Origin of the sequence: Mesorhizobium sp. NFR06 (genome assembly GCF_900115245.1) — a bacterium.
Taxonomy (GTDB): Bacteria; Pseudomonadota; Alphaproteobacteria; order Rhizobiales; family Rhizobiaceae; genus Mesorhizobium.
Genome location: NZ_FOVT01000023.1, coordinates 15,259 through 39,608 on the forward strand (window position 1 = coordinate 15,259; position 24,350 = coordinate 39,608).

At 61.2% G+C, this 24,350-nt stretch carries 27 protein-coding genes, 2 tRNA genes and 1 pseudogene; 7 read left to right on the top strand and 23 right to left on the bottom strand.

Translation table 11 applies throughout. The features are described from left to right. Window positions 1-36: 36 nt before the first annotated feature. Window positions 37-726 carry an MIP family channel protein gene (locus tag F3H96_RS27575; protein ID WP_149804820.1) on the top strand — a complete coding sequence of 230 codons (690 nt, stop codon included), beginning with the start codon at window positions 37-39 and terminating at the stop codon, window positions 724-726. Between the two features lie 89 nt (window positions 727-815). Here the strand turns inward: F3H96_RS27575 and F3H96_RS27580 are convergent, their stop codons facing one another. The 4 genes from F3H96_RS27580 to F3H96_RS27605 form a co-directional block, all read right to left on the bottom strand. Continuing rightward, window positions 816-2,894 (bottom strand): sigma-54-dependent Fis family transcriptional regulator, encoded by a 2,079-nt coding sequence (locus F3H96_RS27580; protein WP_149804821.1) that lies wholly within the window; start codon window positions 2,892-2,894, stop codon window positions 816-818. A gap of 81 nt (window positions 2,895-2,975) precedes the next feature. After that, complete coding sequence (locus F3H96_RS27585; RefSeq protein WP_149804822.1) at window positions 2,976-3,449, bottom strand: hypothetical protein; 474 nt, start codon at window positions 3,447-3,449, stop codon at window positions 2,976-2,978. A gap of 811 nt (window positions 3,450-4,260) precedes the next feature. Beyond that, entirely contained in the window at window positions 4,261-4,683 is a 423-nt protein-coding gene (locus F3H96_RS27600; RefSeq protein WP_149804882.1) for a CBS domain-containing protein, read from the bottom strand. 422 nt (window positions 4,684-5,105) lie between these two features. Beyond that, window positions 5,106-5,360 (bottom strand): hypothetical protein, encoded by a 255-nt coding sequence (locus tag F3H96_RS27605; protein WP_149804823.1) that lies wholly within the window; start codon window positions 5,358-5,360, stop codon window positions 5,106-5,108. A gap of 449 nt (window positions 5,361-5,809) precedes the next feature. On the opposite strand from F3H96_RS27605, the gene F3H96_RS27610 reads away from it, so the two are divergent. Further along, the gene (locus F3H96_RS27610; RefSeq protein WP_149804824.1) at window positions 5,810-6,724 is read left to right on the top strand and encodes a complex I NDUFA9 subunit family protein; all 915 of its coding nucleotides are present in this window, start codon (window positions 5,810-5,812) and stop codon (window positions 6,722-6,724) included. A gap of 122 nt (window positions 6,725-6,846) precedes the next feature. On the opposite strand, the gene F3H96_RS27615 is transcribed toward F3H96_RS27610, so the two are convergent. From F3H96_RS27615 to F3H96_RS27640, 6 genes are all read right to left on the bottom strand, one after another. Then, on the bottom strand, window positions 6,847-7,185 hold the full coding sequence (locus F3H96_RS27615) for a 4a-hydroxytetrahydrobiopterin dehydratase (RefSeq protein WP_149804825.1): 339 nt from the start codon (window positions 7,183-7,185) through the stop codon (window positions 6,847-6,849). Window positions 7,186-7,230: 45 nt separating this feature from the next. After that, window positions 7,231-7,386, bottom strand: coding sequence for a PTD012 family protein (locus F3H96_RS27620; RefSeq protein WP_149804826.1), 156 nt, complete (start codon window positions 7,384-7,386; stop codon window positions 7,231-7,233). A gap of 67 nt (window positions 7,387-7,453) precedes the next feature. Further along, complete coding sequence (locus F3H96_RS27625) at window positions 7,454-8,152, bottom strand: SAM-dependent chlorinase/fluorinase (protein WP_210248181.1); 699 nt, start codon at window positions 8,150-8,152, stop codon at window positions 7,454-7,456. Beyond that, entirely contained in the window at window positions 8,149-9,084 is a 936-nt protein-coding gene (locus tag F3H96_RS27630) for an oxygenase MpaB family protein (protein WP_244620173.1), read from the bottom strand. Before F3H96_RS27630 ends, F3H96_RS27625 begins: the two co-directional genes overlap by 4 nt. Window positions 9,085-9,226: 142 nt before the next feature. Further along, on the bottom strand, window positions 9,227-10,318 hold the full coding sequence (locus tag F3H96_RS27635) for a CapA family protein (RefSeq protein WP_149804828.1): 1,092 nt from the start codon (window positions 10,316-10,318) through the stop codon (window positions 9,227-9,229). 93 nt (window positions 10,319-10,411) lie between these two features. Next, a complete protein-coding gene (locus F3H96_RS27640; protein WP_149804829.1) occupies window positions 10,412-10,870 on the bottom strand; it encodes a YbhB/YbcL family Raf kinase inhibitor-like protein in 459 nt (152 codons plus the stop codon). A gap of 227 nt (window positions 10,871-11,097) precedes the next feature. Here F3H96_RS27640 and F3H96_RS27645 point away from each other — a divergent pair. Continuing rightward, window positions 11,098-11,365 (top strand): annotated as a pseudogene (locus F3H96_RS27645) (hypothetical protein); the annotation flags it as partial. Window positions 11,366-11,721: 356 nt separating this feature from the next. Here the strand turns inward: F3H96_RS27645 and F3H96_RS27650 are convergent. The 12 genes from F3H96_RS27650 to F3H96_RS27710 form a co-directional block, all read right to left on the bottom strand. Beyond that, window positions 11,722-13,422, bottom strand: coding sequence for an adenylate/guanylate cyclase domain-containing protein (locus F3H96_RS27650; RefSeq protein WP_149804830.1), 1,701 nt, complete (start codon window positions 13,420-13,422; stop codon window positions 11,722-11,724). Window positions 13,423-14,353: 931 nt separating this feature from the next. Continuing rightward, window positions 14,354-14,429: transfer RNA gene (locus tag F3H96_RS27660), tRNA-Phe, on the bottom strand. A 73-nt stretch (window positions 14,430-14,502) separates the two neighbouring features. Further along, the gene (locus F3H96_RS27665; RefSeq protein ID WP_149804831.1) at window positions 14,503-14,763 is read right to left on the bottom strand and encodes a hypothetical protein; all 261 of its coding nucleotides are present in this window, start codon (window positions 14,761-14,763) and stop codon (window positions 14,503-14,505) included. Next, on the bottom strand, window positions 14,760-14,975 hold the full coding sequence (yacG, locus tag F3H96_RS27670) for a DNA gyrase inhibitor YacG (RefSeq protein ID WP_149804832.1): 216 nt from the start codon (window positions 14,973-14,975) through the stop codon (window positions 14,760-14,762). The genes F3H96_RS27665 and yacG overlap by 4 nt, the downstream gene beginning before the upstream one ends. Beyond that, window positions 14,972-15,598: a Maf-like protein gene (locus F3H96_RS27675; RefSeq protein ID WP_149804833.1), complete on the bottom strand. Its 627-nt coding sequence runs from the start codon at window positions 15,596-15,598 to the stop codon at window positions 14,972-14,974. The genes yacG and F3H96_RS27675 overlap by 4 nt, the downstream gene beginning before the upstream one ends. Before the next feature lie 19 nt (window positions 15,599-15,617). After that, window positions 15,618-15,836, bottom strand: a complete 219-nt coding sequence (gene infA, locus F3H96_RS27680; protein WP_006200926.1) for a translation initiation factor IF-1 — start codon at window positions 15,834-15,836, stop codon at window positions 15,618-15,620. Window positions 15,837-15,922: 86 nt separating this feature from the next. Next, complete coding sequence (locus F3H96_RS27685; RefSeq protein ID WP_149804834.1) at window positions 15,923-16,375, bottom strand: low molecular weight phosphatase family protein; 453 nt, start codon at window positions 16,373-16,375, stop codon at window positions 15,923-15,925. 121 nt (window positions 16,376-16,496) lie between these two features. Continuing rightward, entirely contained in the window at window positions 16,497-16,982 is a 486-nt protein-coding gene (locus F3H96_RS27690) for a UPF0262 family protein (RefSeq protein ID WP_149804835.1), read from the bottom strand. Window positions 16,983-16,984: 2 nt separating this feature from the next. Continuing rightward, window positions 16,985-18,277 (bottom strand): histidinol dehydrogenase, encoded by a 1,293-nt coding sequence (gene hisD / locus F3H96_RS27695; RefSeq protein ID WP_149804836.1) that lies wholly within the window; start codon window positions 18,275-18,277, stop codon window positions 16,985-16,987. A 6-nt stretch (window positions 18,278-18,283) separates the two neighbouring features. Beyond that, the gene (locus F3H96_RS27700; RefSeq protein ID WP_149804837.1) at window positions 18,284-18,718 is read right to left on the bottom strand and encodes a DUF2948 family protein; all 435 of its coding nucleotides are present in this window, start codon (window positions 18,716-18,718) and stop codon (window positions 18,284-18,286) included. Between the two features lie 236 nt (window positions 18,719-18,954). Next, on the bottom strand, window positions 18,955-20,247 hold the full coding sequence (murA, locus tag F3H96_RS27705; protein WP_149804838.1) for a UDP-N-acetylglucosamine 1-carboxyvinyltransferase: 1,293 nt from the start codon (window positions 20,245-20,247) through the stop codon (window positions 18,955-18,957). A gap of 151 nt (window positions 20,248-20,398) precedes the next feature. Further along, complete coding sequence (locus F3H96_RS27710) at window positions 20,399-20,575, bottom strand: hypothetical protein (protein ID WP_188131557.1); 177 nt, start codon at window positions 20,573-20,575, stop codon at window positions 20,399-20,401. 326 nt (window positions 20,576-20,901) lie between these two features. Between F3H96_RS27710 and F3H96_RS27715 the strand changes: the two genes are divergently transcribed. Beyond that, window positions 20,902-20,976, top strand: a tRNA-Thr gene (locus F3H96_RS27715). Window positions 20,977-20,986: 10 nt separating this feature from the next. Further along, the gene (locus F3H96_RS27720) at window positions 20,987-22,594 is read left to right on the top strand and encodes a DUF6538 domain-containing protein (RefSeq protein WP_244620174.1); all 1,608 of its coding nucleotides are present in this window, start codon (window positions 20,987-20,989) and stop codon (window positions 22,592-22,594) included. A 107-nt stretch (window positions 22,595-22,701) separates the two neighbouring features. Here the strand turns inward: F3H96_RS27720 and F3H96_RS27725 are convergent, their stop codons facing one another. Beyond that, a complete protein-coding gene (locus F3H96_RS27725) occupies window positions 22,702-22,959 on the bottom strand; it encodes a hypothetical protein (protein ID WP_149804839.1) in 258 nt (85 codons plus the stop codon). A gap of 489 nt (window positions 22,960-23,448) precedes the next feature. On the opposite strand from F3H96_RS27725, the gene F3H96_RS30750 reads away from it, so the two are divergent. Next, a complete protein-coding gene (locus F3H96_RS30750) occupies window positions 23,449-23,607 on the top strand; it encodes a hypothetical protein (protein ID WP_188131566.1) in 159 nt (52 codons plus the stop codon). A gap of 14 nt (window positions 23,608-23,621) precedes the next feature. Next, the gene (locus F3H96_RS27730; protein ID WP_149804840.1) at window positions 23,622-23,915 is read left to right on the top strand and encodes a hypothetical protein; all 294 of its coding nucleotides are present in this window, start codon (window positions 23,622-23,624) and stop codon (window positions 23,913-23,915) included. The last annotated feature ends 435 nt before the right edge of the window (window positions 23,916-24,350 follow it).

A 24,350-nucleotide genomic window follows, 5' to 3' on the forward strand; every position in this document is an offset into this window, starting at 1 on the left:
TCCGGTCCCAGCCAACACAAATCTGGAGAGGAAGAAGTGAACAAGTACATCTGCGAATTCGTCGGAACCTTCGCGCTGGTCTTCTTCGGCTGCGCGACGGTACTCTTCATGCGCTCCGAGGTCGGACTGCTCGGCGTGGCAATGGCATTCGGCCTGTCGGTAATTGCGATGGCCTATTCGATCGGGCCAATTTCAGGAGCCCACCTCAACCCCGCCGTCAGCCTCGGCTTCTTCGTCTCCGGCCGGATGAAGCCGAACGACCTGGTCGGCTACGTCGTCGCGCAATGCGTGGGTGCGATCATCGCGTCGGCCGTGCTCTACGTGATCGCGCAGGGCAAGGGCGGCGGCTATGACGTGGCGGCGAACGGGTTTGCCCAGAACGGCTGGTCGGCCTATTCGGCGACCTCGGCGTTCCTGTTCGAGGCGGTCGCCACATTCCTGTTCCTGGTCGTCATCCTTCGTGCGACCGCCGAAGGCGGCGCCGGTCCCCTCGCGGGCCTCGCGATCGGGTTGACGCTCGTCATGATTCACCTGGCCGGTATTGCGGTGTCCGGATCTTCGGTCAATCCCGCCCGCTCGCTCGGCCCGGCGCTGTTTGCCGGCGGGACGGCGCTATCGCAGCTCTGGCTCTATATTGTTGCGCCGTGCCTGGGTGCTGCCGCCGCGGGCCTCGCATTACGCGCAGGCATGGTCGGCGCGGGCGAACCGGCGCCTCAGGCCGCCTGATCAACGGCCCTTGCGGCCGGCTCGATCTGCAGGTCAGCAGTCCCCAAACCCATGGCGCAGATGCCATGGGTTTTCTCTTTGCCAAGATGTCAGACGAAGCCGCGTCGTATGCCGTATTGGCCAAGCTTGCGGTAGAGCGTCGGCCGCGAGATGCCCAGTCTCTGGGCGACCCTGCTGAGATTCCCGCCCTCAGCGGCAAGCGCGTTCCTGATCGCTTGGCGTTCGGCATCCTCGAATGTGCAGACCGGCGCCTCGAGCATGGCCGCGGGATGATCGCTGTGTGCGGTCGCGTCGTCTCGATTGCCGGCGGTGATTTCCCACGGGAGGTCATGGAGGTCGATGGTGCTGTTGCGCGCCAGGATATGCAGGCGCTCCATCAGGTTTTTTAGCTCGCGCACATTGCCCGGCCAGCGATAGGCAAGCAGCGCGTCGAGCGCGTGGCCTGAAAATTCCAGTGGATCGTTGCCGGCCTTCGCGGCGATCTGGCGGTTGAAATGCTCGACCAGCAACAAGACATCCTCGCCACGCTCGCGCAGGGCGGGGACACGGATCGAGACGGCGCCGATACGGTAATAGAGATCGCTGCGGAAGCGCCCGGCCGCGACTTCCTGCTTGAGATCGCGATTGGTCGAGGCGACCAGGCGCACGTCCACCGGCCGCCCTCTGCTGTCGCCGATGCGGTGGACGACACGCTCTTCCAGCACGCGCAACAGGAATGGCTGGATCTCAAGCGGCAACTCGCCGATCTCGTCGAGGCTGAGCACGCCGCCATTGGCCTGCTCGAACACGCCCGCCTTGCCTTCACGCGAGGCGCCGGTAAAGGCGCCGGCCACGTGACCGAACAACTCGCTGCCGAACAGCTCCTTGGTGATGGCGCCGCAATTCATGGCGATGAACGGGTCATTGTCCGTGCGCCGGCTGCCGGCATGGACAAGCCGTGCAAACAGCTCCTTGCCGACGCCAGTTTCGCCTTCTATCAGCAGCGACGTGACGCCGCTCGACCGCGCCACGCGGCAGGCGACATCGATGGCGGCCCGCAGCTTTTCGCTTTCGCCGACGATCATCGACGTCGCTGCCTGCAACTGTTTGTCCGCCTCCCGGTTGATCACCGCCGCGCCGGAAACGACCGGCGCGGCCGGGAACACCAGAGCCGCGCCGCTGAGATTGCCGTCCAGCTTCAGTGGCGTGATGTGGCAGGACCGCAGATGCGCCGGAAGCGCCTTGGCGAGATCGCCGTCCGAGCCTGATGCCGGCAGGTTCATGAGCCAGCGACCGCGGCCTGGCTCGATCGGGCCGTCCGTCATTTCGGTGATCTCGCCATTGGGCACGTTGTTGCAGAAGATCGCCCGGCCACGGTGATCGACGATCACCAAGCCGTCTTTCCCGCGGTAGCCGGGTGCCGAGGAAATGAAGGCCTCGAGCAGCCGGGTGCGCTGTTCCTGCTGCTGCTCCGCCAAGGCCTTTTCAATCTGCCTGGCAGTGGCGGCGACAAGTGCGGTGTTGTGGGGGCGGAAGATCGGCGAATAGCCTGACAGATCGACGACACCGATGATCTTTCCATCCAAGGGGTCGCGGATCGGCGCGCCGGCGCAGGTCCAGCCTTTGATACCAGCGCAAAAATGTTCGGCCGCGTGGACAAAGATCGGCTCGCCGGTCCAAAGCGCGGTGCCGATGCCGTTGGTCCCGACAGCGCCCTCATTCCATTTGCCGCCGATGGCGAGATGGATGTCCATGCCGTCATGCAAGGTCTTCTTGTCGCCGATGGCTTCGATCAGCACACCGTCGCTGTCGGCGAGCACCAGCATCGCTCCCGTCCCTTCCAGCAGCGGGCCAAGAGAGGCGAACGGCCGCCGCGCCGCCGAAAGCAGCTCGGCGTTGGCGCGGGTCAGATATTCGATCTCGTCGCGATTGCTGTTGAGGGGGGCCTCGACGCCCTGCGCGTTGATGCCGCCAGTGGCGCTGCGGTACCAGGAATCGTGGATCAGCGAGCGGACCTGGACCGGATCGCGAGCGCATTTTGGCGCGTCGGATAGAAAGTTTTCCCAAGCGCGCATGGTGGCGCGCTCGTCATAGTCGACGGTGTCCAACACCAGTTGTCCGGTGGCCATCGGCGCACGCGCCGCAAGAGCACCTGTCTTCATCTGGTTGGTGTCTATCCCGCGTTTCATTCAGTCATCACAGAACCTTTGGGGGGCATGCTATTTCTGTATGCTGTCGGACTGCGCTCGAATGGTCGTTCGCAAGATAGGCTAGGCGATGCCGAGTTTCACTCCGATGTCGGCGGCAAGCTGTTCTTCGGTGTAGGTGGCCGTGAGCCGGCACCCGTCCAGGTCGGCAAGGGCCTGTGCGACAGTTTCATCGACTGGCGAGAAGAAGCCATTCTGTTTCGATGCCAGGACAAAGACCTGTTCGCCGCCTCGGTTCCGGATGTCGCCGATATGGTGGAGTTGGCGGCCTGTATTGCGGTCCACCGAGATCACCCGGCCATTGATGCTGACGCGGATGGATGGATCTGCCTCGGCGGCGACTGGTGAACCGCCGCCGCCATGGATGATCAGCCCTTCCGCTTTCGGCTTCTGGCGCGGTTTCCTGGATGACGAATAGCTGCCGCCGCTGATCTGGTCGGCAAGGCGTACAATGGTCGAGCGGTTCTGTTCGATCAGCCGCTTGACCTGAACATCCTCACGCCGCGGGCCATCCCGCTTAGAGATGATTTCGACCATGAATCCTCCCAGATTCACCCGGCGCTTCATGCCAGGGTCCCATATCTTTTCTGACGCTACACGACTTCGGCGAGGTCCGCTATTCGTTCGTTGGCTAGCACGAAAAATTGCAGGGCTGGTAGCAGGGGGCTGCTACAGGCTTGGCTAACTGTTTGGATGTGTCAGTTGCGGTTCATGAGGCGTCAGATCGAAGCGAGAGCGAAAACTTGGGCTTTGGGTCGTCCGCGCCCCATGGCTTGCCAAGCACCACTACTATCCTGCTCCCGGTAGGCGCGGGATCAAAGGATCGAGTTCTTCCTGCTCCAGGTGTTTTGCGCCGGGTCTTGAAAGGTACGCGATCAACTCAAAGAGAGCCGATCCATCGGCCCAGCCATTCTCCCTGTCATTTGAGCCGGCGGACTACCGTGTGCTTCGGCTAATTCGATGCTCATAAGGTGCGGGAACAGCCGGCGGCCGAACGCTCTTTCGACCGTGAGAAAAATCCAGACGCCATCTGGATCGATGTCGGACCAGTGGTAAAAAGGGAACCTCGAGACGCCCCAAAGATTTGCCGGCCTAGTCGGCGCTCCTTCTCGACCAGTGCGTTGTCGCGGTGCAGCATGAAGGGTCGGTGTCGGCACCGAGTTCTGCGACGATGAACAACACGCTGGGCCATCAAGTCGGCAATAAACCCGATGTCGCGCGAGAGGCGATCGAGCTTGGCCACGAGGACCGGATATTACTGCCGGCGAGCGGTGGCCGGTCGAGGTCTTCGATCGAGAGCATAGGCGAAGCCCGACGGATATCGACTATCCGCCGGGCGAGCCGCCCTTCAGTGGTGGTGGGCGGAAACGCTCTTGACGTATTCGGACACAAGTTCCCTCGGCGCCGACTGACCGACGTCGCCGACGCTGAGGATGCCGACCATCCGCATACTCTTGTTGATAACCGGCAACCTGCGGATTTTCAGTTCCTCCATGTGCCGCATGGCCTTGGCCAGATCGTCGTCTTCGCGGCAGCAGTGAATGCCGGCCGTCATGACATCGCGCGCCGTCGCGGTGCGGCTGTCGAAACCGTCCTTCGCCAGTCCTTTGCAGACAATGTCGCGGTCGGTCACCATTCCGATCAGCCGGTCGTTCTCTCCGATGGGAATCGAACCGATGTCCTCGGCTCGCATCAATTTCGCCAGTTCGGTGACGGGGGTTTCGGGGCTGACCCAGTCGACACCCTTGTGCATTGCGTCTTTGACTTTCATGGCGGACCTCCCTTTCTGAGGTTGGTGCATGTCCCTCTGTCTCATGTTACCGCGGACTGGGTTTTCTGGAAACATGATGAGAAGGCGCGCCGGCACAGAACTGGTGGAGCAGCGACGAGTACGTTGAGTGCGTACTGATCGCCTTTCTCTTCGGACAGCCCAGCCGCTAATTTCTTCGGCACATGGCTCGGGTTAGAAAAGTTCCTCACATTCGACACCTGCCAACGACCGGCCCGAGCGGTGCGGACGCGGGGTTGGTTCAGCGCCATGGCGATGCTTCGAAGGCTTATGATGCCGGATCGCCGGATAACCGGCCGAATGGCTTAGGCGAAGCGGCAGGTTCACGGATGGAGACGGTGCCCCCACGTGCAGCCGCGTTGTCTACGCACAGTCTGGCGCACAAGGTGTAAGATGGCCCGTAGTTAAGTCATTCTCCGAACGACCCAGAGTGACCGGCGCGCATGAGCGATCCCGGACAACAATCGAAGGCGAGGATCATCTTTGAGCCGCTCAGCCTCGACCACATCAAGAAGCAGGACCTGCTGATCGGTCTCGTTGGCGTTCGGCGTAATCCACCAGCGCCGATCCTCGCAGCAAAGCCCGGCCTCCGGATGTTCCTGGAGGTATTCAATCGCATATTCGGCATCCACCTTTCTCGGTGCCGCATCCACGGACATTTGCTCTCTCCTCCGCCGTCGGCGATCGCTTAGGGACTATACCTGATGATGGAGTCCGGCGGACAGATTTATCGGGCGCGCTATCAGCTGATGCCCCGCCGCCAAGCTTCAATTTCCCGCCATCATGGCAGCCGGCCACAATGAAAACGCTCGACCTGTTCCGGCGTTTGCTGGCGGAACGGAACGCGCATTAGGAATTTGTCAGAATGCCTTTTCGCATGTTCCAATCGCCGGTCCTGATGCAATTGTGTTGGCTCTAACACATTCAAGTTGTTTGAGTTTTCGCGCTGCGCAGCGATGGTGGCGTAGGCAAACCAACAAATCGGACGAGATCGACCCCAATCTGTACGAGGCAGCCCAGATGGTAGATAGTGGTCAGTAGCCGTGCCATTCACGTGACCTGAACCGCCGGGTTGAGACGGATGACATGAGCCGACAAAGTCCGAGCCATGGCTGCCATGAACCATCGCGTCGTCACCGTGTTCGGTGGAACCGGGTTTCTCGGCCGCCGCATTGTTCGGCATCTTCGCGAAGCTGGGTCTTTCGTTCGGATTGCATCAAGACATCCGGAGCGGGCCAAGAAGTTGTTTGGTTCTGATGATCCGCAATTTCAATCGGTCGAAGCCAATATCCACGATGAGCGGGCGATCGCCGATGCACTTGCCGGTGCTTACGGTGTTGTAAATGCGGTCAGTCTTTATGTCGAACACGGACAGGAGACCTTTCATTCCGTGCATGTCGAGTCGGCCCGGCGGGTTGCAGCTCAAGCACGCCGGGCTGGCGTAAAACGGCTTGTTCACGTTTCAGGAATCGGCTCCGATGTTGCCTCGCCCTCGCTCTACATCCGCAAGCGTGGCGAAGGCGAACTGGTGGTGCGCGCCGCGTTTGCAGACGCCACTATCATCCGCCCGGCGGTGATGTTCGGACCGGACGACGCATTTCTCACCATTATCCTCAAACTTCTCCGACGGCTTCCAATCTATCCGATGTTCGGTCGCGGCCTGACGAGATTGCAGCCGGCCTATGTGGGCGATGTGGCAGAGGCGACCGCAAGAGCGCTGCAGGGGACGCATGCGATGACATATGAGTGCGGCGGTCCTCGTATTTACTCTTACGAGGAATTTCTCAGAGCCGTTGCACACCAAGCCGGCCTTATACCCATACTGGTCCCTGTGCCATTTGCCGCTTGGCACGCGCTCGCATGGGCCGCAGAAATGCTTGCGAGTCCGCCTGTCACCCGGAATCAAGTGGAACTGATGCAGGTCGACAACGTGTCATCGCCGCAGGTGCCCGGATTTGAAGAACTTGGTATTTCGCCGCACCCGGTCGAGGAAATACTCCGGGAGATGTTGCGCGATCACTGATCAACGAGCCTCTTTGGTAGCGCTCTGAGGCACCACGATAGATTGTCCGGAAATCGCGCTTACCGGCCAATCATGACTGCGAACTTTTGGACCGTTCCGGTCGTGGGGTGCCGAGTGCCTCTCTACGAACCGGCGAGCAGGTTGATCTTCGCGGCCATGATGAAGTCGTTCTCGTGCAATCCCTTGATCTTGTGAGTCTGCAGCGAGACTTCTGCATAACCCCAGCCGAAACAGATGTCGGGATGATGCCCTTCTTCTTCCGCCAGTCGGGCAACTTTGTCGACGAAGCTGAGCGATTGACGGAAGTCGGCAAATTTAAAGTTGCGGCGCAGCAGGTGCGCCTCCTCCTTCAGTTCCCAGCCAGGGGTCTGGGACAGATAGCCCTCGGCTGCCTCCTGCGTTAGCGGCGCAACGCCGCCGCGGCAGGGCGTGCAGGTTTTCTGAGCGATACCGTCGGTCATGACAACCTCCCTTCATGCTCGTTCCTGGTGCAGCGATCGCGTTTTTCACCTCGCCCGGTATTTGCTCGCATAGTGCTTGGCAAGAACCTTGCGGATCTGCTCGGCAAGGCGCTTGTTGCCGGTCTTCGCCCGCGCTTTGTCATCGCCTTTTCGCAGCTTCGGCAGATCGGCGCCCGGGCCTCGTTTTGTTGATTTGCGCATCGCAATAGATCAACGCCGTGACGGACAACCGGTTTCGTTCAAAGGACGATCTCCACCGGACTGCCGATCACGAGGCCGAGTTCGCCGTCCGCGCGCCCTTGGTTGACAGCAATCTCGACAAGTCCGTTAGAGTTCTCATACCAAAGGCCGTGCCTGGCGGCCGGCTGCTGAAGGTCGTCGCGCCCTCCAGGACGCGATCCGCTGCGGCGAGCCTTGCGCCTGCCGGCAGCCTGGCCGCCCTCAGGCCGGTCATGGCATTGCCGAAATGGTCGATATAGACGATCTCGGCGAGGTCCTCCGGCCAGTCTCTACGGCGATCTGCTTCATCCAGGCGCGGCCTGCCGGGCGGCCGCTCACCGCGTGCCAGCATGGCCGCGACCGGCGCAAACAGGTCACGCCCGTGAAAGCTGGCAGACAGGTGCTCCGGCTTCCAGTCGATATCCCAACTGAGCGTCTCAGCCGCGCGACGCTGGATCAGCTCGAACAGGCCGTTGCCGGGGCCGACATACCAGCGACCGTCGGCCTCGACGATGACGGATGGCCGCGTCCCTCCGACGCCTGGATCGACGACACAGAGAAAGACGGTTCCCGCAGGAAACCACTCCGCGTAGACCGCCAGCAGGTAGGCCGACGCCTTGGGATTGCCGACCGGCGCGTCGGAGAAGAGGTCGATCGCGGGGATGCCCGGCGCCATCTGATGCAACACGGCCTTCATCTGACCCGTGTAGGGGCCGTGCAATCCGAAATCCGTGAACAAGACAATCATGGACGGGCGCCGACTGCGCTGCGATGGACATACAAATAGTCGGCCGGAAGGCGCATCCTCCGGCAGGCCTGAACGGCCGGGTTGGTTTCCAAAACGAGGCGATCCGCCAAAACCCCTGCCTGCCGGACTACCTGGGCGTCCCAAGCGTGTAAATCGTGCCCGGTGAGCCTCAACTGCGCCTGCATCCAACAAGGCACCAGATCGACGGCAGCCGCTACCAGCAGGCGCTGAGCCGGCTTCAGCGGCAGCGGCAGGATAGGCGCCGAACGCATGATGGCGAGAAATTCATGCACAATCGCCGAGTGCTCCAGCCGTGCGGCTGTCGCGTGGAACAGTGCTTCAAGCTCGGCTTCCGATTCCGGTGCGCCTGTGGCGCCGAAAAGGCGCGCGGCGGGAACGCTCTCGGCATAACAGCGGTCGCGCTCCGATGCAGAGAGCTGCTGCACATAGGTGTGATAAGCTTGGACAAAGCCGTACACCGCCGTGCCTTGGACCCAGTCCAGAAGATCGGGGTCGTTGGCGCAATACGTCTCGCCTGACGATGTCACGCCGGCGACCCGGTCGTGTATCCGCCGAACGCGGGCGATCATGGCCTCAGCCGTGGTGCGGGAACCGTAGATCGTCACCATGGCAGCGAGCCCCGTGCTGTGGAGCCGCCGAATTGGATTGAGACGGAAAGACGTATGTTCCCATACGCCAGTGCGCACGCGTGGCTCGGCAAGCTCCATGATCACGGCTGTGACACCGCCGATGAACAGCGAAAGCGGGTTCTTGAACACGCGCCACGACACGGAATCCGGCGATACCAGTCCGGCCTCGCCGATCGGCCGCGAGAAATCGATGTGAGGCTGATCGCTAGGTTGCAGCACCGCCCGCGTCGCCGCCTCCAAGAGGCTTTGCAACGGCCAGGGCAGGACGATCGGCGTGGTCATGGCAACGAGCGCCATTCACAAGAAACGCGTGCTCCCGAGCAGCGAAGCAGGGCCGCCGGACGCACCTGGCGAAACCACGGCCACTTTCGCGGTGCTCGATCGCTCATCGTAGCTCAATTGGATGACCGTGCCCACCGCCAGCTCACATTGTCGGCCAGGACAGCGCAAGCCTCCCGCCTGGCGCAGTCCCAACGCGCGTACCAAACGGCCGACTTTCCCGGTCCAGGGTCTGCTGCAACCAGGCAACGTCCCTGTTCGCCGCCTGGATGAGTTGGAAACGGCGGATCTGGAGGGGCACCAGTTCGAGCGCGGCCAGATTGCTTCCAGGACCAAGGTCAGCGATATACATCAGGGCGAGGTCGGACCGGAATTCCCTGTGGCCTTTGATGCCTTCATAGTCATTCAGGAAGTCACCGCAGCCATAGAGAATAAGGCGGTTCTTGTACACTTCGATGGATTTGGCATGATGCGATGAATGGCCGTGAACGATGGATATATCGGCCCTGTTGATCAATTCGTGGGCGAACCATCGTTGCTCCTCCGGGATGTCGTAGCCCCAGTTTGGTCCCCAATGAAGGGAGACCACGACCACATCATTCTCTCGTCGGACATCGGCCACCAGGTCGGTGATCGCAGCGACGGTCGCATCGGAAAGCGCAGGTAGAAAATTTACTCCGGCTCGATCATGCGTCGCCGCCCAGTTTCGGGGGACGCCGCTGGTCTGCGAGGCGAACGAAAAAACAAGTGTGCGCCCCGCATTGGTTTCTGCCAAAATCGCCGGGGCGCTCGCTTGGGCGGCGTTGCGCCCCGCTCCGGCGGTCTTGATTCGCAGACGCTCGAGCGTCGCCAGGGTTTCCAGCAGCCCAGCGCGCCCCCAATCAAGAACGTGATTGTTAGCCAGTACGCAGCAGTCGACCCGCGCGGCGACGAGGCAGGCGGCGTTCTCGGGACTCATCCTGTAGTTGATGCCTTTGGCGACATAGGCGTCGCAGCGCGTAATGCTGGTTTCGAGATTTATGATGCTGGCATCCGGGCGCGCCCGCTTCAATTCTTGCAGCGCTGCGCCCCAGATGTAGTGCAAGTCGACGGGCGTCGGTATCGGCTGGTTCGCCATCCGGACATAGTCGATGGCCGATTTCACATAGCGCTCATGAAGACGAGGGTCACACGGATGTGGAAGCGCCTGGTCTATGCCTCGCCCCGTCATCACGTCGCCACAGAGAAAGATCCGCATGACGCGTATCGGCCGGGGCCATTGCGATCAGTGATGTCGCTGATGACCCGCAGGCCTTCCTCAACTTGCCTGAGTTCATACGAGCGAAGACCATCATCGCTCATACACTCCGACGAGAACCGCTTCGGCCAGGAGATGCTTGCGCGCTTCTCGTTCGACCCCCTGACACGATGGGTCGTTGCCGAATGGCAGGTGATCGATCGACAGCGCAAGCAGCCGGAAGTGGTAGCGGTGTGGGCCGTGGCGATGTGGTGGGCAGGGACCACCGTAACCCGGTCGTCGGAAATCATTGGTTGCCTGCTTGAACCCTTGCTTGCCGGCGTGCTCGCCAGCGCCTTCGGCCAACCCTACACAATCGGCCGCAATGTCATAGGCCGCCCAGTGATGCCAGACCCCCGCCGGAGCGTCCGGATCATCGCAGAGAAGGACAAAGCTGCGGGTTCCGGTCGGAGCGCCGGTCCAACTGAGGGGAGGGGAACGATCCTCACCGTCGCAAGTGAAACGCCGCGGGATCGTCGTACCGTTCGCGAAGCTGCTTGAACTGAGCTGCATGGGTCGCCCCTACGTGCTGCCGCGCCGCGCAACACTCAATCCCAAAACGCTAGGTGCCAGGCAGAACTGGTAGGAAGCGCGGGCGTCGCCTTGATGCTGCGTTCCGACACGAACTTCACGGTTGATCGGACGCAAGGATAAGCGCTCTATCGAAAATGTACGAGACAATATTGAATGGCAGTTCGTTTCGCGCTGCCGCCCCGCCTAAGCGCCGCGCCGCACACATCGTCGCGCAATGGATCTTCGAGACCTGCGAGCGCGCGGTGCCGGCGCGGCGCTTTCGCGATTTTCCGGCAGGCGGGCTCGATGTTTTCCGGCCCTGGCCCGAACTCCACGCCTATCTCGTCTGGCGCTTCGAGCCGGTCACCAGCCTCGCGCGAGGTGGCGCATCCGGCGACGAAAATCCTCATCATCGACCTCAAGGACGGCTGGATCGGCGGCTACGATCTCGCGGCGCTCGGCATGGTCTGTGATGGGGCGATCCTGTGCGCCTACAGCAACAGGGGGCTCAAGTAAATCCCGGCCAGGAGCAGCCTTGTCTTGGCGACAGATGACCCGACAGTGGCGATCGCTACGCGGCTGGTGTCCTTCAGGGGTGACGACCATCAAGCCGCCCAGCGGGCTTATAAGCGGCAGATGCTGTTCCGTCCGCGAGCGCCGCGTAGGCCGCCTGCCGAATTGCCCTTTCTAGCGCCGTTCTGCGCTATGCGCCGCATGTTCAGACAAGAACGGTTACACCCTCGAAATGGAGAAGAACCTGATTTCCGGAGTGCGACCGGAAGATTTTGTCAGCGACCTGCTACAAGGGAACGGCAACGCGGGAAATTCCGCGCTGAAGTTCGTCTTCCGCTTTAGCCGTAAACATCCACGCCTGCTTTGCGAAACCCCTCGAACCACAATTCACGGTCTTCGGCCAGCGCGCACATGCCTGCACAATTGCGGGCGAATGCCGGAATATCGAAACCTGTCGGTGCCTCGCCTAGAATTGCTTTTGCCTCATCGATCCTCCCCAGTTGGGAAAGGCACATCGACTGAAGCAATCTTACATAGAAAGGTGCGCCGTTAACTGTTTTGTAGGTCTTAAGGGCTCCTTCAAAGTCACGCATTAGATACTGTACGTCTGCCAAGATAACCGTCCATCCCGGCGGCACGCGTGGCTCAGCCCGATATACACGTTCAATTATTTCCCGTGCGCGATTGTGTTCGCCTATGAAGGCGAGAACTAGTGCGCGTGTGGCGGCCGTGGAGATGTCACGCGGATTGAGCAAACTTGCACTATCAGAGTATCGTCTTGCATTGTCTCCATCACCGAGCATTAGGTACGCAGCTGCTACCTGTTCAAGCACGTAGGCGTCTGTCTTGTCGGCAGCGATAGCTCTTTCAGCGTATCCGCGAGATAGTTCGGCGATTTTCATATGAGTGTCACGTGCGGATCCGGTGAATCGTCTATAGCCATACAGGCCACTCAACATGGCCAACGCTCTCGCATATTGAGGATCAACTTTGATCGCCTGATTCAGGCAGCTTATAGCATCCTCCTCATCGCCATTTCTCGAAGCCTGCCTGCCGCGCAACCACAAACTATAGGCGGTGGTGCTTGTCGTCGGATTTCGCTGACGAGCTTTGCTTGCTGCTTCATCTAGATTGTAGAAAAGCCGACCAAGAATAGCATCAACGATCTCGTCCTGAACTTGAAATATGTCTTCAATTTTCCGATCGAAGTTTTCTGCGAACGCATGAGTCCCAGTTTGAACGTCAATGAGTTGAACTGTAGCACGAACCCTGTTGCCGGCTTGCCGAATGCTTCCCTCGATCACAAAATCAGCCCGAAGCTTGCGGCCTATCTCCGCCACGTTTATGGACCGATCCTTAAACAGAGCTGTCGTGTTACGTGCAATCACTGACAGATGTTGATAGTGGGAAAGCTCCGTGATTATGTCCTCGGTTATTCCATCCGAGAAATAGTCTTGTGCTGGGTCGCCAGACATATTTGCGAACGGCAATACCGCCACCGTCGTACGCTCGTTGCCCCTTAAAAATTGGGCTTCTTGGTCTCCTTCTGCGTCGCTGGGCCTGATGCGATAGGCGCGAATTGTCCGGGATATATTCTTGAGGGAGCTTTCCCCAATATCCTCGATTGAAATCTCGAGCTTTCCTTGAATCGCGTCGTACATTTGGCCCGAAATGCAAATACCTCCCGGCTCGGACAGGGTTTCAAGCCGAGCGGCGATGTTAACACCGTCACCGTAGACATCCGACTCGTCCTCTATGATGTCGCCTAGGTTAATGCCTATCCGCAATCTGATCCGGTTAGCATCTGCTAGCGTTTCATTTGCCTTGGCCATGCGGAGCTGAAGTTCAAGTGCACAACTCACCGCATTTACTGCGCTAGCAAATTCGGCCAGGATTCCGTCGCCCATGAACTTGACAATTCGACCTGCGTGCTCTCGAACGGCCGGCACCACGATCTCCCTTCGCCGTTCCTTGATCACATCAAAAGTGCCGAGCTCATCCGCCTCCATGAGGCGGGAGTAACCAACCACGTCGGCCACTAGGATGGCAGCCAAACGGCGCCGCGCAGCATTTCCAACCACTGCCGACCAACCTCTTCGTTCCCATCGCCCCTAACCAGTCTACAACACGGCGCAAATGTCTGCCAGAAACTTGCCTCAAGACGGTCGAGCAGGTTTTTGGCGCGCGTGGTTCGCCCTGGACGCCGGAGACTGCGACCCTGGCGTGCGATCAGCTAACAATTGCTGTTTGTCGCCCCGACAAACGCCCGACAGCGTCGTTTTGTCCGTGGCCGGTGTTTGCGAGCCGCCATGCTCCCCACGCCGCGACATGGCCCTGCCTCGTACTTGCTGGCAGCAGCGGTTCCGCGCCATCGATTGATGGCACCCGTCGCGATGAACCACAGAGTTGACTGAACCAACGGGTTAGATATTTTTGGTGCGTGCTTTGAGAAGAAGCGGCGCCGGGCATTTTCTGAGCCGCATGATAACCGACGACGGTCTGACCTCACGTCGAAGATAAAAAGAAACAGCACCAGCTCAGGCTGGCCGCGCCGCCCGCGCGCTCGACAGCCTCAGTACGAGTGAAATGACAGGGTAGCTACCCAGAGACAGCAGCTTCTGCTTCCCATCGAACCGATAGGCGAGGCGCTATAGCTTTGTTCCAGATGGCTGGATCCATAGCTGCAGCGCACCGCCGTCGGACAGTTTGTGGAGCTTGGACGCGGGCCGAATGTTGCGGCATTTCACGTCGGAGAGAGCCATTTTGTGGGACCTCCTATTGGTGCTTCGATACCAACAGGTTCTCAGATACCAACAAATACCAACACCTCGCCGTTGGACGAAATTTGCCAAACCGCGACGAAACTCGCTCTAGCACCTCTTTCGCGCCGAAAAACGAAGCAAATTCAGCCATTTGCGGAGACTGAAGCGTAGACGCTTCGGCGAAAAGGGATATCGGGAGAGGAGGGGATGGTGCCCAGAGGCGGATTCGAACCACCGACACGCGGATTTTCAGTCCGCTGCTCTACCAACTGAGCTATCTGGGCCTGTGCCGGCTAACGGGATTCGCCTGCCGGATTTCGCAAGGGCACGCAGCGGCGCCCCTTGAAAGCGCGTGGGTTATAGCACGGCAATCCTGCCTGTCCAGAGCAATTCCAGGAAAAGTGCCCAGCGGTTTTCCGTTCCGGAATTGCGTGAAATAATCGCAATTCCAGGAAAAGTGCCCACCGGTTTTCCGTTCCGGAATTGCGTGAAAATATTCGCAATTCCAGGAAAAGTGCCCAGCGGTTTTCCGTTCCGGAATTGCGTGAAATCAATCGCTTGGCCGTTGATTTCGTCAGGACGGAAAAATCGTTGCGAAACGGCGGCTTGGCGCCTCACTCCTCGTCCGTGGGGCCAGGCTTCGGGCTATCGTCTTCTTCCTCCTCGCCGTCGCGGCCGGGAATGACATAGGCGCCCTTCAGCCAGCGATTGAGGTCGATGTCCTTGCAGCGCGCCGAGCAGAACGGATAGTGCTCGCGCGACGAAGGTTTGCCGCATTCGGGGCAGGGTCGCTTCGGCCGCAGCGGCGTTATCTTGTCGTCCAGGCTCATGAGCGCGCGGCATGCCATTTCTGGTGCGCTTTGAAACCTTCGCCTGAAAGCAGCGCGACACTTTCATAAAGCGGCAGGCCGACTACGTTGGTGTAGGAGCCGACCAGCTTGACGACGAAGGAGCCAGCCAAGCCTTGCACGGCATAGCCGCCGGCCTTGCCGCGCCACTCGCCGGAGGCGACATAGGCGTCGATCTCCTCGCGCGGCAGCCGCTTGAAGCGGACCCTGGTCTCCACCAGCCGCTGGCGCAGCTTGCCGCCCGGCGTGATCAGGCAGATGCCCGAATAGACCCGATGCGAGCGGCCGGATAGCAGGCCGAGGCAATTGATGGCGTCGTCGATCGTCTCAGCCTTGGGCAGGATGCGCCGCCCGACCGCCACGACCGTGTCGGCGGCAAGGATGAAGGCGGGCCCATAGTCGTGCTCGCTCTTCAGCGAATCCAGCGCCTTCTCGGCCTTGTCCTTGGAGAGCCGCTTGGCCAGCGAGCGCGGATGCTCGGCCCGCTGCGGCGTTTCGTCGACATCGGCGGGCAGCACCCGATCCGGCTCGATGCCGGCCTGCTGCAGCAATTCGATGCGGCGCGGAGAACCCGAGGCAAGCACGAGCTTCTGCAGGGTGCTCATCGCGGTTCTGGCCGGATTGTTACTTGAAACGGTAGGTGATGCGGCCCTTGGTCAGGTCATAAGGCGTCATCTCGACCAGGACCTTGTCGCCGGTCAGCACGCGGATGCGGTTCTTGCGCATGCGGCCGGCCGTGTGGGCGATGATTTCGTGTTCGTTTTCGAGCTTCACACGGAACATCGCATTGGGCAGCAGTTCGGTGACCACACCTGGAAACTCGAGGACTTCTTCCTTCGGCATTCGATACCTTTGCTTGGATGGCTGTTCCGGCGGCCGGCCGGAATTTGCGCGGAACCTATATGATAATCGACCGCTTGTGAACATGCTTAATCGGCGGCGCTTTTCGGGTCGGGAACGGCAAAACGCCTGCTGATGCGGGCCTTCAGCCGCTCGCGCACGTCGCGATAGGCGGCCATGATGTGCTCGCGCGTGCCGCCGGTGTCGGTCGGGTCGGGCATCGGCCAATATTCGACCTCGACGGCGAGCGAACGCGTGAGCTCCAGCGCGGCGTGATGGGCCTCCGGCGCCAGCGTGACGATCAGGTCGAAATAATCGTCTTCCAGATCCTCCAGCGTTCTCGGCTGCCGCTCGCCGAGCGTCAGACCCTCCTCGGCAAGCACGGCATCGACGAAAGGGTCGCGCTCGCCGCTGCGCACGCCGGCCGAGGCGACGAAAGTGGTGGCCGGCAGCAGCCGTCGCGCCAGCTGTTCCGCCATCGGCGAGCGCACGGCGTTCATGCCGCATAAAAAAAGGATCGAATGCGGCAAGGCGGCCAGCATTAGAGCATGATCCCGAACCGGAGGTCAGCGCACGCAATAATTGGGAACCGGTTTTCGGAGAAGATCATGCTCCAACAAAGAGTTAGGTCAGCATGGCGATTCAAGGAAACGTCATCCTGATCTAGCCTCGCCAGTGCAGCACGCAGACCAGCGTGAACAGCCGGCGCGCCGTGTCGAAGTCGATCTCGATCTTGCCGGCGAGCCGATTCATCAGCGTCTGCGAGCCTTCATTGTGCAGGCCGCGGCGGCCCATGTCGATCGCCTCGATATGGCTGGGCGTCGAGGAGCGGATGGCCTCGTAATAGCTTTCGCAGATCAGGTAATAGTCCTTGACGATGCGCCGCAGGGGCGTCAGCGACAGGATATGGGTGACCACGTCGGCGCCGTTCTGGCGGCTGACGGCGAGCACCAGGCGCTGCTCGGCCAGCGACAGCTTCAGCCTGTATGGGCCGGCACCATCGTCATTGACCGGCCGGAAACTGTTTTCCTCGATGAGGTCGAAGATCGCCACCGCCCGCTCGTGCTCGACGTCGGGTGTCGAACGTCCGATCGTTTCGTCGAGCTCGACGTCGATCAGCCTGTTGCGGGTTTCGTCGCGGCCGGACATCGCTACATGTTCAACCTGATCGCGACGGAGCGGGCATGGGCATCCAGGCCTTCCGCCTTTGCAAGCGCGATCGCGGCGGGCGCCAGCACCTTGAGCTGCTCCGGCCCGAGCTTCAGGATCGAGGTGCGCTTGACGAAATCGAGCACGGATAAACCCGAGGAGAAACGCGCCGAGCGCGCCGTCGGCAGCACGTGGTTGGAGCCGCCCACGTAATCGCCGATGACTTCCGGCGTATGCCGGCCAATAAAGACGGCGCCGGCGTTGCGCATCCTCGAAAGAAAATCCTCGGCTTCGTCGAAGGCAAGCTCGACATGCTCGGCCGCGATTCTGTCGACCAGCGGCAGCGAGGCTTCGAGCGCCGGCACCAGGATCACCGCGCCAAAGTCGCGCCAGCTTGCCGCCGCCGTCTCGGCGCGCGGCAGAACCTTCAACTGGCGTTCGACCGCCTGCTCGACCGCCTTGCCGAATTCGGCATTGTCGGTGATCAGGATCGACTGCGCCGAAGCGTCGTGCTCGGCCTGTGCAAGCAGATCGGCCGCGATCCAGTCCGGATCGTTGTCGGCGTCGGCCACGACCAGCACTTCCGACGGCCCGGCGATCATGTCGATGCCGACCGTTCCGAACACCTGGCGCTTGGCCGCCGCCACATAGGCATTGCCGGGGCCGACGATCTTGGCGACCGGCGTGATCGTCTGCGTGCCATAGGCGAGCGCCGCGACCGCCTGCGCGCCGCCGATGCGGTAAATCTCGGAGACGCCGGCGAGGTCGGCCGCCACCAGCACCAGCGGATTGATGACGCCGCCGGAGGCCGGCACGACAATGACGACACGTTCGACGCCGGCGACCCGGGCCGGCACAGCGTTCATCAGCACCGAGCTCGGATAGCTCGCCGTGCCGCCCGGCACGTAGAGGCCGACGGCTTCGATCGCCGTCCAGCGCGAGCCGAGCTCGACGCCGGCGGCGTCCGTATAGCGGTCGTCCTTCGGCTTCTGCCGCTCGTGGTGCGAGCGGATGCGGTCGCGCGCGAACTTGAGCGCTTCGACGGTGGCCGGATCGGCCGCTTCATAGGCCGTGGCGATGTCGTCCTTCGAGACGGCGATGCCGAGCTCGCCGAGGTCGGCCCTGTCGAACTTCAGCGTATAGTCGATCAGCGCCTTGTCGCCTTCGGCACGCACGCGGCCGATGATGTCGCGCACGACGGCGTCGACATCGGCCGACACCTCGCGCTTGGTGGTGAGGAAGCTCGAAAAGCGTTGCTCGAAGTCGGCGTCCTGCTGGCGGAGCGTTATAGCCATGGCGCGTCAGCCCCTATGCATGGGTCGCGAAGTGGCTTCCCAGGATCCGCCGATATCGGCAAGCCGCGCCTCGATGCATTCGACGTCGAGCATGATGGTGCCGCCACCCGAAAAGACCAGCTCAACGATGCCGGCCGGCTTGCTGATGGCGATGAAGCTGATCGCCAGCAGCGACAGCACCTCGGCGGGCTTGTCGCGGGCAATGCCGCTGGTCTTGGCGCCAAGCACCCGGTCGAAATGCAGAACGCTCTGCCGCCGTTCATTGTGCTGTCGGAACAAGCCGGATTTCGCTTCCCAGACGAAGCGGTTCATGGTCAGCACGAAGCGCTTGGCCGCCGGCAGGTATTCGAGGTCGGAGACCTTCATCACGGCGTCCTGGACATGCGCCGAGACGATGCTGAGATCCTGGTCGTCGAGCGCGATGAGCTTGAGGGCTGCCATGCGGGATTTTTCGCACCTAAGGTTGATTTCAGCCTTCTGTTAGGCGGTCTTTCCGGTCCGTGCAACCTCGGCACGGATGCAACCAAAGGCAATCGCTTGCGGTTCGCGCTGCCCTCGTCGCCCAGCCGGCATCTTCTCCCCATATAGTGACGGGGAGACGGCACGCTTTCGCCCGGAATTTCGCTAGTTGTGAAGGAGAAATCTTCCTTCCCCCGCGGTGCCCGCCTTGCGAAGCGTCAGCCCGAAATCCGCTCGATCACCGCGCCGCAGCCGGAAAGCTTTTCTTCCAGCCGCTCGAAGCCGCGGTCCAGGTGGTAGACGCGGTTCACCGTGGTCTCGCCTTCGGCGGCAAGCCCGGCGATCACCAGCGACACCGAGGCGCGCAGGTCGGTCGCCATCACCGGCGCGCCCTTCAGCTTGGCGACGCCGTCGACGATCGCCGTCTGGCCGGAAAGCGTGATGTGGGCGCCGAGCCGGGCGAGCTCCTGCACATGCATGAAGCGGTTCTCGAAGATCGTCTCGGTAATGCGCGACTTGCCCTTGGCCATCGTCATCAGGCCCATGAACTGCGCCTGCAGGTCGGTCGGGAAGGCGGGGAAGGGGGCGGTGGTGACGTCGACCGGCGCAATGCCGGCGCCGTTGCGCTTGACGCGGATGCCCTCATTGGTCGGCGTGATCTCGGCGCCGGTCTCGACGAGCACGTCGAGCGCGGTCTGCAACAGGTCCGGCCGGGCGCCGGCAAGCATCACGTCGCCGCCGGTCATGGCAACGGCCATGGCATAGGTGCCGGTCTCGATGCGGTCGGGGATGACACGCACCCGGGCGCCGGAAAGCGCCTCGACGCCATGGATGGTGACGGTCGAGGTGCCGGCGCCATGGATCTTGGCGCCCATGGCGATGAGACACTCGGCGAGATTGACGATTTCCGGTTCGCAAGCCGCATTTTCCAGCACCGTCTCGCCTTTGGCGAGCGAGGCCGCCATCATCAGCACATGTGTGGCGCCGACCGAGACTTTCGGGAAGACGTAGCGGTTGCCGATCAGGCGGCCGTTCCTGGTTTTGGCGATGACATAGCCATTGTCGACGTCCAGTTGCGCGCCGAGAACCTGCAGGCCTTCCAGGAACAGGTCGACCGGACGTGTGCCGATGGCGCAGCCACCGGGCAGCGACACCTTGGCTTCGCCCATGCGGGCAAGCAGCGGCCCGATCACCCAGAAGGAAGCGCGCATCTTCGAGACCAGCTCATAGGGTGCCGTTGTGTCGACGATGTTGCGGGCGGAAAAATTGATGGTGCGCGAATAGCCTTCCTGCTGCTTTTCGCGGCGGCCGTTGACCGAATAGTCGACGCCATGATTGCCGAGGATGCGGATCAGCTGCTCGACATCGGCCAGATGCGGCACGTTTTCGAGCGTCAGCGAGTCGTCGGTGAGCAGTGAGGCGATCATCAGCGGCAACGCCGCGTTCTTGGCGCCCGAGATCGGAATGGTGCCGGCAAGCTGCTTGCCGCCGACAATTCTGATGCGATCCATGAGAAAACGTCCCCTCAGCCTGAACAGGCCGCTTCAATCGGTTGAGTGCGCCCGGCTTAGACCATTGGCCGGCTTGGTTCAAGAAATAGGATTTCCCCGATTCCTTACCAAAGGTCCGAACCACTCTGGCCGGCCAGTATGGCTGATTTGGTCAGCCTTTGTGCATTTTTCCAGCAGCCGGCAACCCTTCCGGCCTTTCGTCTGCTCTGCCGGTGCGCCGCGAACGCGCCTGCGCCTTGCGCTTCTGCAGATTGGCGCGCAACGCCTCCGCCAGCCGGTCCTTGCGTTCGCCGCCGCCCTTTTTCGCTGGATTTGCCTTGTCGTTCATCGTCCAATCCCTGACCGGTGGCCCGCCGGCCGCGAGTCTGCAATGGCCCCGACCAATTCCGGGAAAGTGTGAGACGGTTTTCCGTCCCGAATTGCGCCCAAACAAAAGATAGGGCGGTTCGCCGTTTCCATGAAACGGTGAAACGCTCTACCATTTTAGCACGGCCATGTCATGACAGCAGGCCGTCCGGCGGGTTTCACACTGTGGATCAGCCATGCATGCCGTTCCAAACCGCATAATGGCGGCTCAGAATCACATGCGACGCTTTGGGTTTTTCTTGGCCTTGCGCTTGCCGGTTCGATATGGCAGAAGCGCCGCCATCGCAGGCTGCGGTAGCTCAGTGGTAGAGCACTCCCTTGGTAAGGGAGAGGTCGAGAGTTCAATCCTCTCTCGCAGCACCAGATTTTTCTGTTGGAAATCAGAAAGATAGGCGTTATCAGGGACTTGGAGCGACCTCGGTTCTACACAGAGGTGCTACACATGGTCCTACCTATGCCCAGCCCACAAAAAAGCAAATCAGGCGTCTACTACTTCCGACAGCGCGTCCCCGCCGACTTGAGGCGCAAGGTGGGGAAGGCTGAACTTCTCTACTCGCTCCACACCAAGGACCCCGCCGAAGCGAAAGCCCTGTTCGCGCAAGAGGCCGCAAAGGTCGCTCTGCGGTGGAAGGCGCTAAGAGCGGTCCCTGAACCGCTCCCCCATATCCAACTCGTGGCACTCGTAGGGGAACTCTACCGGCGACAGATGGCGCTGCTCCGGGTCGAGCCGGGGGAGCCTGAAGTGTGGGAGGAGGTTCTGAAGCTGTTGAGCCGGCTGGACGGCGACAGCGGCGCTCTCGAAAGATGGTATGGTCCTACAGCCGATCAGCTTTTGCTGGACCACGGCCTCGCCACGGACGCGGCCAGCCGGATGCGCCTAATTCAGGAAGCTCACGCCGCCTACCGGCAAGCGGCAGAGCAACTACTGCGGCAGGCGAGGGGTGACTACCGCCCTGACCCCAACGCGGATCGGTTCCCGGAGCTGACAGCGCCCAGCCAAAGCGCCGCGAAGGGTATCACCATCGGTGACCTGTTCGACCTTTGGGAACGCGATCACCTTGCGGACGGGAAGTCAAAGCGGACCCCGCGCGATCATCGGCAGAAGATTGATGATTTCATTGCCTACCTCGGCCACGAGGACGCCACCCGTGTGACCTCCAAGGACGTGGCGGACTGGGCTCAAGGTTTGAGGCATGAGCGTGGGCTTGCGGCGAAGACCGTGAGCGACAAGTACCTTTCTGCCTTACGCGCGGTGTTCGGTGCTGGGGTGTCCAAGTTCAAGATTGAGAGAAACCCGGTTTCGCCCGTCCGCGTCAAGGTTCCCAAGCGGGTTCGTGAGCGGTCCTCGGGGTATACGGACGACGAGGCCGTAAAGGTTCTGAAGGCGGCTCTGGAGGCCCCGGACGCACCCGGCAACACGTCTCCAGTGAACAGGCTCGTTTATCGCTGGCTCCCTTGGATTTGTGCTTACACCGGGGCGAGGGCTGGGGAGATAGCGCAGTTGCGGAAAGAGGACTTCACAGTCGAGCATGGTATCCATTGCATTCGCATCACCCCGGAGGCCGGGTCGGTGAAGTCGGGTGAGTATCGCATTGTCCCCCTTCACCCCCACCTTGTGGAACAGGGGTTGCTGAAGATGGTCGAGGGGGCGAAGGGCGGGCCCCTGTTCTATGCTGAAAGTAAGCGCCAGCGTAAGGCAGGGTCATCAAGGGCCGGCTATGCCCGAGGCAAGGTGAGTGAGTGGGTGCGCGATACCGTCGGGATCACAGACCCGCGTGTGCAGCCAAATCATGCTTGGCGGCACCGCTTCAAGACCATTGCCCGCGACGTGGGGATTGAGCAGCGATACATGGACGCCATCCAAGGCCACGCGGACGGAAGCGCGTCGGCAGAATATGGCGAGAACACGATGAAGGCGCTGTCCCGCGAGATACAGAAGCTCCCCCGCTACAACGTAGGGGCCGCCAGCAAATGCCGATAGGTCCTGCGCTATGTCCCGCGGCGCCGTTTGAGAGGCTTCGCGGGTCGGGGCGGTACAAACTACCGGCCAAACCTAAACGCCTCTAATTCGCCCCCACCGGACACGGATCAAGTGCGGTCAGGCGCAACGCGATCGCCCTTCTGCCGAAGCCGCAGCGACAGGCTGATCTCTGACAGCGTGCCGAGAGCAAGAGAAAGAAGTATGGCGTAGACGCCCCGATCCAAAACACGGGCGGGTGAGGCGCGTCCTGCATATCGTGCCAGCTCATCGGGGTTATCTGCGAGCAAGAAAAACAGCACGAGCTGGAGGACACCAAGCACCAAGGCGAGCACGGCTACGATCCGCGCCGAGTAAGTGAACAGCATTTTGAAAAAGCTCCCCGACAAAACGTGTGGGAGAAGATAGACGGGTGCCGCCGGTGAGGGAAGGCCCGAGCCGCTCTACTCGTCCCGCCAGATGACCCGCTTTTCCCACCTGATTTCCACGAGACGCCTGTATCGTATGGTGTGCGCCTGCTCTCCGGTCGGATGAAAGAGTTGGGCGCTCATCCACTCCCTGCTCTTGCATTCCTGGCAGCGCACCTTGTCTCGCACCTCGTCAATCGTGACGTTCCCGATCACCTCCCGAAGCTCTGCCGGCTTGTAGTAGCGCGTGACCCTACAGCGGGCGCAGCGGATACCCGCCACTTGCCCCGCGTCATGGGCATGGGTCAGGGTCCATGCGGCACCTCTAGGCCACTTCTCGGGTTGCTCGGGCATGACCTGAAATGAGGAACGGCGGCGGCGCCGGTCAAGAGGCGCTTGACAGATTTGTTCTCATTTTGTTCACTGTTGTATATGAGCGACGAAATCCGAGTGCCAAGACCTGAATATGCCACTCCGCCCGGTGTCCAGCACCACGTCTGCGAGCACGAAGGCTGCGCAAAGGATGCCGGCTGGGGCTTTGCCCAGCCGAAGCAAGCGCCGCACTGGTTCTGCTTCGAGCACCGGGCCGAGGGCGAGCATTACCTATAGCTGGAGGGCCGACCATGAACCGTCATGACATCGCCGCCGATCTGGAAAGCGCGGCCAATCACATCGCCGAGGTCTCCCGCGCGGACCTTCAGGTGATGCTCCGACGAGCGGCGCTGATGCTGCGAAACGTGACCGGGCTGGTACTCGATCCGAGCGTACAAGAGCCCCTGTCGGCCGTGGCTGAAGAAATGGGGCTCACGAGGGCCGACCTCATACGAACCATCGTGAGCGACTGGCTTGTGGCAAATGCCTATCTGCCAGTTCCGTATGCGTTGGACGAGGACAGCACAGTGGAAGGCAACGCATGATCAGCGCACCACGATATGAGCGCGGTTACCTAGACCGCGAGGTTGACTGTCAGGAGGCGAGGCCGAACTGGCGATTGCACGGGCGATGATCCGCGCGGGCAAGGCATCATAAACACCGAGCAACTTCGCCTTAAGGATGCCTTCTGATCACATTAGCAATAGCGTATATTCTTTGTCAGCCGGTGCCCTATAGCACATTGTCCCCGTAGCTATCCCCGGTTAGGCCCGGTGGCCTTGATCCCCAAAACGAACAAGACTACTGGGCCGCTCCAGCGTTCTCGTCTATAGAGCAAGCGACGAAGGCGGCCGCGCAGTGATGTCGCTGAGCTTCTCGCGCTTGGCCAGGACAGGCTTTTCATAGGTCTTCTTCAAGATAGTCCCCCACTCCAACGCTTTTGCCGGTGGTCCGCCTTGGGTCCGGCAAGCGAGGCGTGA

Excerpts from the sequence above, each read along its gene's own strand:
- F3H96_RS27685 (WP_149804834.1), bottom strand. The coding sequence starts at position 16,375 with ATGCTGGCCGCCTTGCCGCATTCGATCCTTTTTTTATGCGGCATGAAC.
- hisD (WP_149804836.1), bottom strand. The coding sequence starts at position 18,277 with ATGGCTATAACGCTCCGCCAGCAGGACGCCGACTTCGAGCAACGCTTT.
- F3H96_RS27585 (WP_149804822.1), bottom strand. The coding sequence starts at position 3,449 with ATGGTCGAAATCATCTCTAAGCGGGATGGCCCGCGGCGTGAGGATGTT.
- F3H96_RS27730 (WP_149804840.1), top strand. The coding sequence starts at position 23,622 with ATGAACCGTCATGACATCGCCGCCGATCTGGAAAGCGCGGCCAATCAC.
- F3H96_RS27580 (WP_149804821.1), bottom strand. The coding sequence starts at position 2,894 with ATGAAACGCGGGATAGACACCAACCAGATGAAGACAGGTGCTCTTGCG.
- F3H96_RS27625 (WP_210248181.1), bottom strand. The coding sequence starts at position 8,152 with ATGATTGTCTTGTTCACGGATTTCGGATTGCACGGCCCCTACACGGGT.
- F3H96_RS27600 (WP_149804882.1), bottom strand. The coding sequence starts at position 4,683 with ATGAAAGTCAAAGACGCAATGCACAAGGGTGTCGACTGGGTCAGCCCC.
- F3H96_RS27690 (WP_149804835.1), bottom strand. The coding sequence starts at position 16,982 with ATGTCCGGCCGCGACGAAACCCGCAACAGGCTGATCGACGTCGAGCTC.
- yacG (WP_149804832.1), bottom strand. The coding sequence starts at position 14,975 with ATGAGCCTGGACGACAAGATAACGCCGCTGCGGCCGAAGCGACCCTGC.
- F3H96_RS27640 (WP_149804829.1), bottom strand. The coding sequence starts at position 10,870 with ATGCAGCTCAGTTCAAGCAGCTTCGCGAACGGTACGACGATCCCGCGG.
- F3H96_RS27635 (WP_149804828.1), bottom strand. The coding sequence starts at position 10,318 with ATGCGGATCTTTCTCTGTGGCGACGTGATGACGGGGCGAGGCATAGAC.
- F3H96_RS27605 (WP_149804823.1), bottom strand. The coding sequence starts at position 5,360 with ATGTCCGTGGATGCGGCACCGAGAAAGGTGGATGCCGAATATGCGATT.
- infA (WP_006200926.1), bottom strand. The coding sequence starts at position 15,836 with ATGCCGAAGGAAGAAGTCCTCGAGTTTCCAGGTGTGGTCACCGAACTG.
- F3H96_RS27725 (WP_149804839.1), bottom strand. The coding sequence starts at position 22,959 with ATGCTGTTCACTTACTCGGCGCGGATCGTAGCCGTGCTCGCCTTGGTG.
- murA (WP_149804838.1), bottom strand. The coding sequence starts at position 20,247 with ATGGATCGCATCAGAATTGTCGGCGGCAAGCAGCTTGCCGGCACCATT.
- F3H96_RS27615 (WP_149804825.1), bottom strand. The coding sequence starts at position 7,185 with ATGACCGACGGTATCGCTCAGAAAACCTGCACGCCCTGCCGCGGCGGC.
- F3H96_RS27675 (WP_149804833.1), bottom strand. The coding sequence starts at position 15,598 with ATGAGCACCCTGCAGAAGCTCGTGCTTGCCTCGGGTTCTCCGCGCCGC.
- F3H96_RS27630 (WP_244620173.1), bottom strand. The coding sequence starts at position 9,084 with ATGACCACGCCGATCGTCCTGCCCTGGCCGTTGCAAAGCCTCTTGGAG.
- F3H96_RS27610 (WP_149804824.1), top strand. The coding sequence starts at position 5,810 with ATGGCTGCCATGAACCATCGCGTCGTCACCGTGTTCGGTGGAACCGGG.
- F3H96_RS27710 (WP_188131557.1), bottom strand. The coding sequence starts at position 20,575 with ATGAACGACAAGGCAAATCCAGCGAAAAAGGGCGGCGGCGAACGCAAG.
- F3H96_RS27700 (WP_149804837.1), bottom strand. The coding sequence starts at position 18,718 with ATGGCAGCCCTCAAGCTCATCGCGCTCGACGACCAGGATCTCAGCATC.
- F3H96_RS27620 (WP_149804826.1), bottom strand. The coding sequence starts at position 7,386 with ATGCGCAAATCAACAAAACGAGGCCCGGGCGCCGATCTGCCGAAGCTG.